10 protein-coding genes and 1 pseudogene are annotated in these 12126 nt (G+C 46.0%); 5 read left to right on the forward strand and 6 right to left on the reverse strand.

All coding sequences use genetic code 11. The features are described from left to right. Nucleotides 1-721 precede the first annotated feature (721 nt). Nucleotides 722-1783: a glycosyltransferase family 4 protein gene (locus CEF21_RS13220; protein WP_123917076.1), complete on the reverse strand. Its 1062-nt coding sequence runs from the start codon at nt 1781-1783 to the stop codon at nt 722-724. 165 nt (nt 1784-1948) lie between these two features. On the opposite strand from CEF21_RS13220, the gene CEF21_RS13225 reads away from it, so the two are divergent. Next, entirely contained in the window at nt 1949-2665 is a 717-nt protein-coding gene (locus tag CEF21_RS13225) for a glycosyltransferase (RefSeq protein WP_123917078.1), read from the forward strand. A gap of 718 nt (nt 2666-3383) precedes the next feature. Here the strand turns inward: CEF21_RS13225 and CEF21_RS13230 are convergent. From CEF21_RS13230 to msrA, 3 genes and pseudogenes are all read right to left on the reverse strand, one after another. Then, nucleotides 3384-5780: a hypothetical protein gene (locus CEF21_RS13230; RefSeq protein ID WP_123917080.1), complete on the reverse strand. Its 2397-nt coding sequence runs from the start codon at nt 5778-5780 to the stop codon at nt 3384-3386. A gap of 416 nt (nt 5781-6196) precedes the next feature. After that, nucleotides 6197-6610: a peptide-methionine (R)-S-oxide reductase MsrB gene (msrB, locus tag CEF21_RS21600; RefSeq protein ID WP_277423939.1), complete on the reverse strand. Its 414-nt coding sequence runs from the start codon at nt 6608-6610 to the stop codon at nt 6197-6199. Between the two features lie 12 nt (nt 6611-6622). After that, nucleotides 6623-7159 (reverse strand): annotated as a pseudogene (gene msrA / locus CEF21_RS21605) (peptide-methionine (S)-S-oxide reductase MsrA); the annotation flags it as partial. A gap of 159 nt (nt 7160-7318) precedes the next feature. Here msrA and CEF21_RS13240 point away from each other — a divergent pair. The 3 genes from CEF21_RS13240 to CEF21_RS13250 all read left to right on the forward strand — a co-directional run bounded on the left by CEF21_RS13240 (nt 7319) and on the right by CEF21_RS13250 (nt 9783). Next, nucleotides 7319-7756 carry a MarR family winged helix-turn-helix transcriptional regulator gene (locus CEF21_RS13240; RefSeq protein ID WP_241156674.1) on the forward strand — a complete coding sequence of 146 codons (438 nt, stop codon included), beginning with the start codon at nt 7319-7321 and terminating at the stop codon, nt 7754-7756. An 18-nt stretch (nt 7757-7774) separates the two neighbouring features. Beyond that, complete coding sequence (locus CEF21_RS13245; RefSeq protein WP_123917084.1) at nt 7775-9385, forward strand: MDR family MFS transporter; 1611 nt, start codon at nt 7775-7777, stop codon at nt 9383-9385. A gap of 146 nt (nt 9386-9531) precedes the next feature. Continuing rightward, nucleotides 9532-9783: a DNA alkylation repair protein gene (locus CEF21_RS13250; protein WP_123917086.1), complete on the forward strand. Its 252-nt coding sequence runs from the start codon at nt 9532-9534 to the stop codon at nt 9781-9783. A 41-nt stretch (nt 9784-9824) separates the two neighbouring features. Here CEF21_RS13250 and CEF21_RS13255 read toward each other — a convergent pair whose 3' ends face one another. Beyond that, on the reverse strand, nt 9825-10631 hold the full coding sequence (locus CEF21_RS13255; RefSeq protein WP_123917088.1) for an alpha/beta fold hydrolase: 807 nt from the start codon (nt 10629-10631) through the stop codon (nt 9825-9827). Between the two features lie 152 nt (nt 10632-10783). Between CEF21_RS13255 and CEF21_RS13260 the strand changes: the two genes are divergently transcribed. Beyond that, the gene (locus CEF21_RS13260) at nt 10784-11542 is read left to right on the forward strand and encodes a DUF4397 domain-containing protein (protein WP_123917090.1); all 759 of its coding nucleotides are present in this window, start codon (nt 10784-10786) and stop codon (nt 11540-11542) included. Between the two features lie 264 nt (nt 11543-11806). Here CEF21_RS13260 and ypmT read toward each other — a convergent pair whose 3' ends face one another. Further along, nucleotides 11807-12022 (reverse strand): protein YpmT, encoded by a 216-nt coding sequence (ypmT, locus tag CEF21_RS13265; RefSeq protein ID WP_123917092.1) that lies wholly within the window; start codon nt 12020-12022, stop codon nt 11807-11809. Between the last annotated feature and the right edge of the window lie 104 nt (nt 12023-12126).

The raw sequence follows: 12126 nt of genomic DNA on the forward strand, positions 1-12126 counted from the left end.
GAAGCAGCTGTAAGACCTTGGTAAACAAGTCCTCCCCCTTTTAACCTTTTCCTTTCAAACGAATTCCGGTAAACGGGATTTAAAAATCCAATAATACTGCACCGTCGGCCGCCTGCAAACAGCCTGAAAAAGCAGCGCTACCATTGTTATTTATATCAGCTCTTAGAGGAAGGATTGGATCCATGAAGCTCGTTTGCCCAGAAGGAGATAACCGGCTGACTTTAAAGACTTCCTGTGCAAGATTCTGCACGACAACTCTAAATTCAATATACTCATGCGAAACCAAGTAACACACTTGAATAAGATGTTTCCATCTGAGAGAGACCTATGGCATCAAGCGGATCTAGATACAATAGCCTTGCGGAATGATTGTTTCAAAGCCGCCGCGTCTGACTCCTGCAAAATCACCCCTATACTGTGTCCTGAAACAATCCATTAAAACGTCAGGTTTTCCCAGCGAGAGACTTGCAAGAGACTTGCCAGAGCATCTAAAAGCTTCCTCATTATCCCTTCCATCTGAAAGAGGCTGCAACAGAATTTGCCGAAGAAGCTAGTTTTGCAACTTCGAACATTTATCCGGCGGCTCGAAGTCCAGAAGCACTGCTGATGCGAGCACCCTGCTTGATCCGAAATTCCTGTTGCAAGACCCTGTAAAATAGCCTTGTCCCTGTGATTGTCTTTTACGGTGTTTCCAATGGGAAGTGCCATTTGTACGTTGCTGCTAGTGATTAAGGATACTGCTGAAATGGTGAAAATACATTTCTCCACTGAAACGCTCTTTAATGTGGTGAATGGCGCCGGTTATTATTTGCTCTCTTAATAAAGAGTTATTCAGTAATTCAACCGCCTCCATACAGGCCCCTTTTATATCGCCAAGGGAATAAAATTTTCCGGTTTGATTATGGATGATGGAGCGCTGAACTCCATCCGAATTGGTAGAAAGCACTGGACAGCTGCAGCTCATCGCCTCCACAATCGCATATCCAAATCCCTCCACTTTAGAGGTGGAGCATAAGAATCCCCCAGAGTCTCCCATTCTGGAAAAGTACCCCGCCATTGCATCGTTTGGTATGTTTGAGAGAATGGTTAACCTGTTTTCGATTCCAAGCGATCCCTTTAGTATGTCAAATTCCGCCCGTTCTGCCGGAATGGACAGGGTGTGATCCTCGAACATAAAATAATCAGCGTCCACTTGGTGGATATACGTCAGGTGATAGGCAATATGCAAAAATTCCCGCCAGTTTTTATTGTCTTCAATTCTGCCGATCCATCCAATAATAGGCCGGCCATGCCGGGGGCCGCTGACAAATGTAAATTGATCAGCATCAAAGCAGTTATCGATAAAGTGTATGGGGAAGGAAGGGTATAGTTCATAAATCAGCCGCATGATATGAGGAGTTTTGGAGCTTAAGATGCAGCTGGCGTAGGGAGTTACATAAGAAACTGCAGCTGTCAGAGTAATTCTTGCCGTATCTATTGAACCTAGCCCCTGAATTTCAAAAATCAGCTTTCCGGTATAGCCCCAGCTTCTAATTTTCGGAAGAATAGTATAATCAGAGGTTACAACAATTGCATCAAATCTTTGAAGCTGAATCGTTTGCATAATGTCAAAATCACTGGCCTGGATATAAAGGGGTGCTCCATGATCATTGATCAATGGCCTCTCCTGCCGGTAATAGAGAAAATGGCACTCAATCCCTCTTTCAGTAAGGACTTTAGCTCTTTGCCTGTTTAATGTTTCAACGCCGCCGCTTGGAACGTAATAAATAAAAAGTACTTTCAACTTTCTCATCCTTTCCGAAGCTTTGTCTCCTCCATATCTATGTGAATAGAAGGAGATTGGAATATGCGTTTTCATCAGATTTATGAAAAATCTGGACAAATATCCTATCAAAAAAGGCCAATGTGACATACCTTATTGAAGACTCTGAAGTAAAGGAGAAGAAGTATGTTACCACTTGTATCCATCATCATTCCTTTTTACAACTGCGCATATGTTGAGCAGGCTGTTGAAAGCTCATTAAATCAGACATATCCGAATATCGAAGTCGTCTTAGTGGATGACGGGTCTTATCTACATGCAGAAAAACTGCAGGCCTATATGCATCGAATCCGTTATATTCGAAAAGAAAACGGCGGCACAGCAACAGCCCTCAACACAGGCATTCAAGCAGCAAATGGGGAATATATAGCCTGGCTGTCATCGGACGATTATTTCCTGCCAGAAAAAATTCAAAAGCAGATGACTTATATGCTGTCAAATAATGCGGACTTCAGCTTTACCAATTACGATTACATCGATGAGAGTAATACGGTACTCATCCCATGGTGCGGAAAACGGTTTTCTGCCGATTTAAATGAAGTGCCCCAATTTTTTCTTCAGGGAAATCCGGTTAACGGCTGTACCATCCTAATGAGAAAAGAATGCTTTGAGAAAGTTGGTTATTTTGATCCCCAATGGCGGTACACACATGATTATGATATGTGGTTTAGGCTGATACTAGCTGGCTACGATTTGCATTATATGGATGAAATTCTTATTCAATTCCGAACACATAGTGAAGCAGGTACAAGAAAATATCAGCCTCAGATTCTTTCAGAAGTTTTTCAAATTGAAAGTAAGTATCGTCCACTTCTCTGGATGCGTTTGTATAATCCGCTTTGAGTAAAAAATTTGTCTATTTATATTTCAACTTCTTTAATATCTTGGCTTCTAATTACATTGATTCATAATCAATAAAGTATACCCTGATTACCAATCTGTATCTCTTCCCAAAGACTTTTTTGAACTACCCTCCACTTAACTTTCTTTCGGGGATTCAAGGACAATGACGCTCACGGCATAAAGTAACAGGCAAATCCCGTGTCTCAATGGTTTTAAAGAATCTAAGCAGATGGTGGATCCTCCAAAGGAATCAGCCTCTGGGCTTCATTTCCCATGTTTTTTGACCGTATTGTGGTCACGGTCATGGTGTCTTCCACAGTCAGGGGTCTCTGGTTTTTTAACTTCATGTTGCTTGTACCCGGACTATCTGCAAAGTTGGCTTGAAATTAGAAGCAAATCGATGCACAAGATTTTCCATCCAAACTACCTGGTTTAATAGGTAAGTATTCTTTCCGTTGTACTCCAGCTCGCAAGACGAATGATTTTGGCCCATATATATATATCAACCCATGATTTTTAACAATAAATCTTCCAACCCAATCTTCTGGATTATCATGATTCAGGAGGACGGTTAGATTGTGAAGGATTCCTTAAGGAAGTAAGACAAAATTCAGTAAATAAGATAGGCCGCCGCAAACTTATTTGCAGTGGCCTATCTTTATGTCGTGTTAGCTTTTTCCTACGTGGGGCAGCTTAAAATGTCCAACTCAATTTTAAATTAGAATCTAATCAAGTTTAAATTTCGGTTAACTGCTGCTCCATCCGTCACATTGTTTGCCTGAGTCTGAATCACTCTAACCTGATAAACTGAAGCAGGATTCGCAGCTGGAGCGGTATCTACATAAGTGTTAGCAATAACATATCTTTGAGTACCCGCTGTAGTGATTGCACGATTTAAAGTTCTTGTATTAATAAGTGCTGCGTCTCTATATAATCTAAATTCAATAGTAAATGTACTATTGGCAGTCGTAACCAATTCATATGCTAATGCATAATCAATTTTAATGTTCTGTCCCGCTATAACTGGAGTTGTCACGCTTGCAACAACCGTTTCCGTATTCAATGGCGGAAATACGGCAATTGTTCCTGTATTATTACTAAAGCCGAGCGTTGGTGCTCCTGTCGCTCCCGCTGGACCGGTTGCTCCTGTTCCTCCGGCTGGACCAGTTGCTCCCGTTGCTCCCGCTGGACCGGTCGCTCCTGTTGCTCCTGCTGTTCCGGTTGCTCCCGTTGCTCCTGCTAGACCGGTCGCTCCCGTTGTTCCCACTGGACCGGTCGCTCCTGTTGCTCCTGCTGTTCCGGTCGCTCCCGTTGCTCCTGCTGGACCGGTCGCTCCTGTTGCTCCTGCTGTTCCGGTCGCTCCCGTTGCTCCTGCTAAACCGTTTGCTCCCGTTGCTCCTGCTGGACCGGTCGCTCCCGTTGCTCCCGCTGTTCCGGTCGCTCCTGTTCCTCCGGCTGGACCAGTTGCTCCCGTTGCTCCTGCTAAACCGGTTGCTCCCGTTGCTCCCACTGGACCGGTCGCTCCTGTTGCTCCTGCTGGACCGGTCGCTCCCGTTGTTCCCACTGGACCGGTCGCTCCTGTTGCTCCTGCTGTTCCGGTCGCTCCCGTTGCTCCTGCTAAACCGGTTGCTCCCGTTGCTCCTGCTAAACCGGTTGCTCCCGTTGCTCCTGCTAAACCGGTTGCTCCCGTTGCTCCTGCTGTTCCGGTCGCTCCCGTTGCTCCTGCCAAACCGGTTGCTCCCGTTGCTCCTGCTGGACCGGTCGCTCCCGTTGCTCCCGCTGGACCAGTTGCTCCCGTTGTTCCTGCTAAACCGGTCGCTCCCGTTGCTCCCGCTGGACCAGTTACTCCCGTTGCTCCTGCTAAACCGGTTGCTCCCGTTGCTCCTGCTGTTCCGGTCGCTCCCGTTGCTCCTGCTGTTCCGGTCGCTCCCGTTGCTCCTGCCAAACCGGTTGCTCCCGTTGCTCCTGCTGGACCGGTCGCTCCCGTTGCTCCCGCTGGACCGGTCGCTCCCGTTGCTCCTGCTGTTCCGGTCGCTCCCGTTGCTCCTGCCAAACCGGTTGCTCCCGTTGCTCCTGCTGGACCGGTCGCTCCCGTTGCTCCCGCTGTTCCGGTCGCTCCTGTTCCTCCGGCTGGACCAGTTGCTCCCGTTGTTCCTGCTAAACCGGTCGCTCCCGTTGCTCCCGCTGGACCAGTTACTCCCGTTGCTCCTGCTAAACCGGTTGCTCCTGTCGAACCGGTCGCTCCTGTTGCTCCTGCTGTTCCGGTTGATCCTGTTCCTCCGGCTGGACCAGTTGCTCCCGTTGCTCCTGCTAAACCGGTTGCTCCCGTTGCTCCTGCTGGACCAGTTACTCCCGTTGCTCCTGCTAAACCGGTTGCTCCTGTCGAACCGGTCGCTCCTGTTGCTCCTGCTGTTCCGGTTGATCCTGTTCCTCCGGCTGGACCAGTTGCTCCCGTTGCTCCTGCTAAACCGGTCGCTCCCGTTGCTCCCGCTGGACCGGTCGCTCCCGTTGCTCCTGCTGGACCGGTCGCTCCCGTTGTTCCCACTGGACCGGTCGCTCCTGTTGCTCCTGCTGTTCCGGTCGCTCCCGTTGCTCCTGCTGGACCGGTCGCTCCTGTTGCTCCTGCTGGACCGGTCGCTCCCGTTGTTCCCACTGGACCGGTCGCTCCTGTTGCTCCTGCTGTTCCGGTCGCTCCCGTTGCTCCTGCTGTTCCGGTTGATCCCGTAGCACCAGTTGCTCCCGTTACACCACTTACATTTTGCTGTGCTCCTAGAAGCTCATCCGCGACTAGTCTGTGAGCAGCTACGAGCTGGCCTGAAGAATTTTTCCCCCAAACAGAGATTTCCGTAAGTGGTTCTCCAAGTCCTGAAGTAGTAAAGATAAATTCAAATCCTTCAACATCAGCAAAATAGGTTCGTGTCACAACCTGATTCGGATTTACACTAAATAATTCACTTATATATAATATTCTCGTCCCATTTAATCGATATCCTTGGATGAGTATTGTAGAGATATTTAAAGAATCACGGTTGTCAATTTTCACGGTAACCTGTTGGCTAGGTCTAATCCCCCCCACTAAATTGTTTTCTATTGGGCCTGTTGATAAGTTGGCCATAAAAGCGAATACCCCCTAATATTAATATTGCCTCTAATCCTGTTTTCCATTTTAAAGGTGCTACAACTTGTTTTGAATACTAGTAATTCAAGCAAGTTAATCAATGCATTATATTTTTTTCTATAAATTATGTATCTTGTAAATGACCTAGTAAGTTTGTGGATTTTGTATATTGGATAGCATCTCCATATGAACGTGACGGTTCCTAAATGGAAAGATCTTATTCCAGTTTTTCATGTGAGTGTTTTTTGTTCACCTCCTTGTTTGCGGAATATACTAATCTATTAACTATCAGCTAAAAATGTATGTGAGGATGCTAGATTAATTGGAAAAAGGCTGATTCAACTAAAAGGATCTGTATACAATCGGCTTATACTGAATGAAAGAAGGCTGCCGGGTATACCGGCAGCCTTCTTTCATTCATCAAATAACACAGAGTACCTTTCGTACCCTTTTTCAGCTAATTCGCTTTTAGGTATGAACTTTAATGCTGCAGAATTGATGCAGTATCTGAGCCCGTTCGGCCCTGGACCATCATTGAAAACATGTCCAAGATGGGAATTGGCGGTTTTGCTTCTGACTTCTGTCCGGATCATGCCATGGGAGTAATCCATTTTCTCATCCACTTCTTCTTCATCGATAGGCTTTGTAAAGCTCGGCCAGCCGCATCCGGCATCATATTGCTCTGTTGAACTGAAAAGAGGTTTTCCGGAGACGATATCTACATAAATCCCCTCTTCTTTGTTATCCCAATATTCATTTCGGAATGGCGGTTCTGTGCCATTGTTCTGGGTTACCTCATACTGCATGGGAGTGAGCGTTTTAATCACATCTGTTTCTTCGCTGCTTTTCCAATGGTCTTCGATGAACTTCGCTCTTCCGGAACCTGTTTTATAGCGGTTGTAATGAGCCGCATTTTTCTTGTAATAATCCTGATGATATTCCTCGGCCGGATAAAATGGGGCTGCCGGTTTGATTTCCGTAACAATCGGTTTGCTGAACTTCCCGCTGGCTGCAAGCTCAAGCTTTGACTGCTCAGCCAGGTTTTTCTGTTCTTCATTATGATAAAAGACCGCTGTTTTGTAGGATTCGCCCCGGTCGAAAAATTGCCCGCCTGCATCTGTCGGATCAATCTGCTGCCAAAAAAGCTCCAGCAGTCTTTCATAAGGGAATACATCCGGATCAAACGTGATCTGCACGGCTTCATAGTGACCGGTTTGATTGGAGCAGACCTGTTCATAAGTTGGGTTTTCAACGGTGCCTCCTGTATATCCGGACACTACTTTCTCTATTCCAGGCATTTCATCAAAAGGCTGGACCATGCACCAGAAACAGCCTCCGGCAAATGTAGCCAATTCTGTTTGTTTCATTTCGGACACCTCACTTTGAGTTCATACAACTATTATATCACCTGAACAAATAAGGAAAAGAAAGTTGCTTCACTGGAATTTTTTTGTTGACAATGACAGGAAAATTACTTAATCTGATTAATAGTTCAGTCGGTTAAGTATTTTCCAAAGACGAAAGCAGGGAGTAACTTGAAACATAATGAAGATTTGTTATACGAGATGGAGGGGCTGCTCCGCAGAGTATTCCGGCAGCTTCGCCAGGGAGTAAACCATATCCTTGAAAAAGATATCACCCGGAATGAATTCTTTATATTAAGAGCCTTGCACAGCGGTGGGGCCTCAAAGGCATCCGAACTTTCGAAGGTGCTGGATGTATCGGCAAGCCATATTACGTCCATGGCGGATTCTCTTGTGGAGAAAGGCTATATCGATCGAATCAGAGCTGACTCAGACCGCCGGATGGTTAACATTTCCATAACAGAAGAAGGGGAAAAAAAACTGCACGAGCTTGAAAAGCGGAAAACCGACTATTTGTTTGAACGCTTTGAAAACCTGGATGCAGAGGAGCTTCAGCTGCTTGTGCACTTATTTAAAAAATTGGATACAGACGCCAGCAGGGACAACTAAACTTTCAGGGGGAAAAGAATGGAACATTTAGATCAGCGCAGAAAAGTAACGATTATGATTGCGATTATGGCTGCTATGCTTTTTGCAGCATTAAACCAGACGATTGTCGGCACAGCATTGCCGAAAATTGTGGCGGAGCTCGGCGGTTTTGAATATTACAGCTGGGTATTCACAATCTTCATGCTAACATCGAGCATCACCTCCATTCTGGTCGGGAAGCTCTCAGATATTTATGGCCGCAAACCCTTTATTTTAATTGGGATTGGCATTTTTATGGCCGGTTCCTTAATGGCCGGATTTTCGCAAACGATGATTCAGCTGATCATCTTCAGGGGCATTCAGGGGTTTGGAGGCGGAATGATCATGTCTACTTCTTTTACGGCTGTAGGCGACCTCTTTTCTCCCCGGGAACGCGGGAAATGGCAGGGAATTTTGAGTTCAGTATTCGGGCTTGCCAGCGTGTTCGGCCCTACGTTTGGAGGATGGATTGTCGATAACGCCAACTGGCAATGGGTTTTCTGGGTATTTCTCCCATTCGGAATCGTCGCTTTCTTTTGTATTTTATCGCTATTTCCAGGAGCACCGAAAAAACAGGCAGAGTCCGTTGATTACCTCGGGTCAGTCCTGCTGACTGCCGTCATCGTTCCGCTTTTGCTCGCATTTACTTGGGCCGGAACGACCTATGACTGGGCATCCATTCAAATTATTGGTCTATTTGCGATAACTGTGCTTTCCCTTATCTTGTTCATCTGGGCAGAAAAACGGGCGAAAAGCCCGGTTATGCCGCTTGAGCTATTCCGGAATCGAATTTTCACTTTATCCAACATTGCCGGCTTTATTCTTGGAATCGGTATGTTCGGTGCCGTGATGTATGTACCGTTCTTTATTCAGGGAGTGATGGGAGTATCCGCCGCGGCATCCGGCCTCATTATGATGCCGATGACCTTATCCATGGTCGCGGCAAGCAGCATAACGGGTTCTCTTATCTCTAAAACCGGGAAATACAAAATTTATGCTTTAATCGGGCTTGCGGTGATGACGGCAGGAATGTTCTCTCTATCTCTTATGGATGAACAGACATGGATTGCGGTCGCCGTTATCAACAATATGATTGTGGGCGCAGGACTTGGCATGAGCTTCCCTATTTTCACTCTGACTGTTCAAAATGCAGTCGGGCACAAGTTTCTCGGCGTTGCTACCGCCTCCTCCCAGCTATTCAGACAAACCGGGGGAACGGTTGGTGTAGCCATTATGGGTCTTGTTCTGAATAACAGCATGCACCATGCAGCTAAGCCGGCTCTTCCTGACGGTCTTCCTGCTGATAAGTTGCAGGGGCTCATGAACCCTCAGGCTCTGATGGATCATGCGAAGCTTGAAAAAATTCAGCAGTCTGTTCCGGAACCATTTCAGGGTGCCGTGAATCAGCTGATTGAACAAGTCCGAAGCACACTTGAAGCCGGACTTACGAACGTGTTCCTCATTTGTTCCGGTGTCATTCTGATTGGATTTGCCTTAACCTTTTTCTTAAAGCAAATTCCTTTGCGGACCAGCAATAAAGACGAAGCGGTCATGAAGGAATCTGCTGACAATAATGAGCATAGGGAGACTGCCGCTGCAAACGACCGTTAACCTCTCATACCCTGTCCGTTCCGGGCAGGGTTTTTCATGATTGCACTCCTGCCTTCGCTTTCCTTTTTACATCTTGATACCCGTATGTTTAGAATAATTTGGCTCACGGGTGAGATGATAAAGGTATCTCATCTTGGAGGTGTATCATGTCTTCTCCTTATCTATGTCCAGGCTGCAAAACGAACCGCTCACGGTACCATCTATTGGAGCAGCATCCCCAAGCCGTTAAGCTCAATCCGCAAACAGGCGAGGTGATGGAAGAGTACAGCTCCTCTTCCCTTGATCCTTTCCACCTGCCGTACAAAGGAACAGCAAAGCGGGTACAGTGCGGTTCCTGCGGGCTGATTGAGGACGAAATGTCTTTTATTAAATTCGCAGAGAGCCATCCCGCTAAATAACGGAAAGAAGACTGCCGGGTTAAATCCGGCAGTCTTTTCGTTTATTCAGCAGGCTTGGGATGGACAAAGCTTTCCAGAAAATCTTTTAAAATGGCTGTAAATTCCTCAGGCTTTTCGAGCATCCCCATATGACCCGCATCTTTCAGAACCGCCTGGTAAATGTGGTCTCCGTCAGCCGTAATCGTTTTTTCCTTTGATATAACCTCATCCTCCGAGCCTGCAAGCAAGAGCACGGGTACGTTTGACATTTTAATCACGTGTCTTCGGTCCGGTCTGTTTTTCATTGCCTCAAGTGCCGAAACCGCTCCTGCAGCCGGGGTCTGGTAGCCAATCTGCCTGGCAAATTCAGCTTCCTCCCCTTCTTTATTTTCAGGGGCAAACAAATTGGGTATGAGCTGGTCGACGAAAGGTTTGATCCCCTCTGATTCGATTTTTTTCATTCCTGCATCCCGTGACCGCTTGCCTTCCTCACTGTCAGGGAAGGCAGTCGAATGCACAAGTCCGAACGAATGAAGTTTCTCCGGGTAGTTTTCAGCAAAACACAAAGCTGTATATCCCCCTAAAGAATGGCCGATCACCGAAGCTTTGCCGATAGACAAATCATCCATTACAAGCTTAATATCTTCGGCCATTTCCTCTATCCCGTATGGCTCCTTTACGGTACTTGATCCACCGTGCCCCCTCAAGTTTACTGCAAGCACTCTATGATTTTTTGACAATTCCGGAATGATGTACTTCCAGTAATCTGCGCTGCCGCAAAAGCCATGTATGAATAGAATGGCATCTCCTACCCCATCATCCGTATACGTGATTGTGCGGCCGTATTTCGTTAATTCGTATCGATTCATATTCATCCTCCTCTGCATACCTGTTTTTTTCCTTAATACTATTCATTGAAACATCATATAGGTGAATAGAGAACCATTTTACGTTTTTGTTGACATAATTATATTATGTTTACAAAACAGATTTCTAATTAAATCGGAATGGAGTGACTGAAATGACCAACGGGCAAAACAGTTTATGGCAGGCGATGGTCTATGATTTATACGCATGTTACTATAAATACCGGAATCCTGAAGCCCATATCATGTACTACCGCAAGCATCTCGAGGCTCTTCAGACTTCCATGCAGTCACGGGCCGGAAGCGGTCAGCCGCAGCCTGCGCAAATCAGCCCGGGTATGACCATGATCCGGGTTCTTCATGCCTCCCCTGACGCTCCCGCTGTAGATGTATATCTTAACCGGAGACTTGTCCTGTCAAACGTTTCATTTAAGCAAATTAGCGATTATATGCAAATTCCCGGCGGCCAGTACCGAATCGATATTCTCCCCCACGGAAATCAAACTACCCCGGTGCTTACAGAAAACGTCCTCCTCATGCCAGGGATTACGTATACGATGGCCGCAAGCGGCACCGTCTCTAATTTGAAGCTTTTGCCGATTGTCGACCGCCCTTTTGTATCGGGAGGCGAAACAAAAGTGAAGTTTGTACACTTATCCCCTGATGCTCCGGCTGTAGATGTAGCCGTTAAAAATGGCGAAATTCTTTTCCCAGATGTGTCCTATACAACATCAACAAAATACCGTTCGGTGCCTGCAGGCAAAATAGACCTCGAGGTGAGAATAGCGGGGACCGATACAGTCGCTTTAAACGTTCCGAAAGTGCAATTCAAGTCGGATACAGCGTACACCATTTTTGCATTGGGTCTTGCAAATGGAAACCCTCCCCTGGAAGCGATGCTTGTGGTCGGATAAATGATGCTTTGTAAATAACATATAAACATTGTAAAATTTCTATAATAAATCGGTAAAACCACACCATTCCTCTCTGATTTTTACTAAGATGGATGAGAAGACTTTTCTATCTTACGATGATTTAAAGGGGGAGCCGCTATGCGTTTTACGAAGAAATTGAGTATATCGCTGATCATCCTTTTCCTGCTTGCTGTCTGACGTCTCTGACTGAACACGGTCCAGTCTTAACCATATTATATAAAAATGAGAAGGCATTTTGCCTTCTCATTTGTCTTCTGCGCGTTTTGTTTTCTCATCCTTTAAATGAAGCAGGTAAACCGTAATGCAAAAGAACAGCGCACTGCAGGAAATATTCGTAAATACAATATCCATGTTTTCTTCCACTTTTTCATCCATAAACTGAATGCCTGCAATACCGGCAAAGTATAGGCCGATCAAAAGGAAAATTACGCTGCCCAATATGTATTTTCTCTGGTCCATGCATATCCTCCATCCTTTAAAAATTCACTGGGAGCCAATCCCGTACGTTCTAATTATGAACCTATTGTAAATTCTGCAATAGAAAATTAACATTCTTAGCTAAA

The sequence above is a fragment of the Bacillus sp. FJAT-42376 genome (genome assembly GCF_003816055.1).
GTDB lineage: Bacteria > Bacillota > Bacilli > Bacillales > Bacillaceae > Metabacillus_B.

Bases quoted from the DNA above. Each gene is read 5' to 3' on its own strand.
- ypmT (WP_123917092.1), bottom strand. From the start codon at position 12,022: ATGGACCAGAGAAAATACATATTGGGCAGCGTAATTTTCCTTTTGATC.
- CEF21_RS13260 (WP_123917090.1), top strand. From the start codon at position 10,784: ATGACCAACGGGCAAAACAGTTTATGGCAGGCGATGGTCTATGATTTA.
- CEF21_RS13230 (WP_123917080.1), bottom strand. From the start codon at position 5,780: ATGGCCAACTTATCAACAGGCCCAATAGAAAACAATTTAGTGGGGGGG.
- CEF21_RS13225 (WP_123917078.1), top strand. From the start codon at position 1,949: ATGTTACCACTTGTATCCATCATCATTCCTTTTTACAACTGCGCATAT.
- CEF21_RS13250 (WP_123917086.1), top strand. From the start codon at position 9,532: ATGTCTTCTCCTTATCTATGTCCAGGCTGCAAAACGAACCGCTCACGG.
- CEF21_RS13245 (WP_123917084.1), top strand. From the start codon at position 7,775: ATGGAACATTTAGATCAGCGCAGAAAAGTAACGATTATGATTGCGATT.
- CEF21_RS13255 (WP_123917088.1), bottom strand. From the start codon at position 10,631: ATGAATCGATACGAATTAACGAAATACGGCCGCACAATCACGTATACG.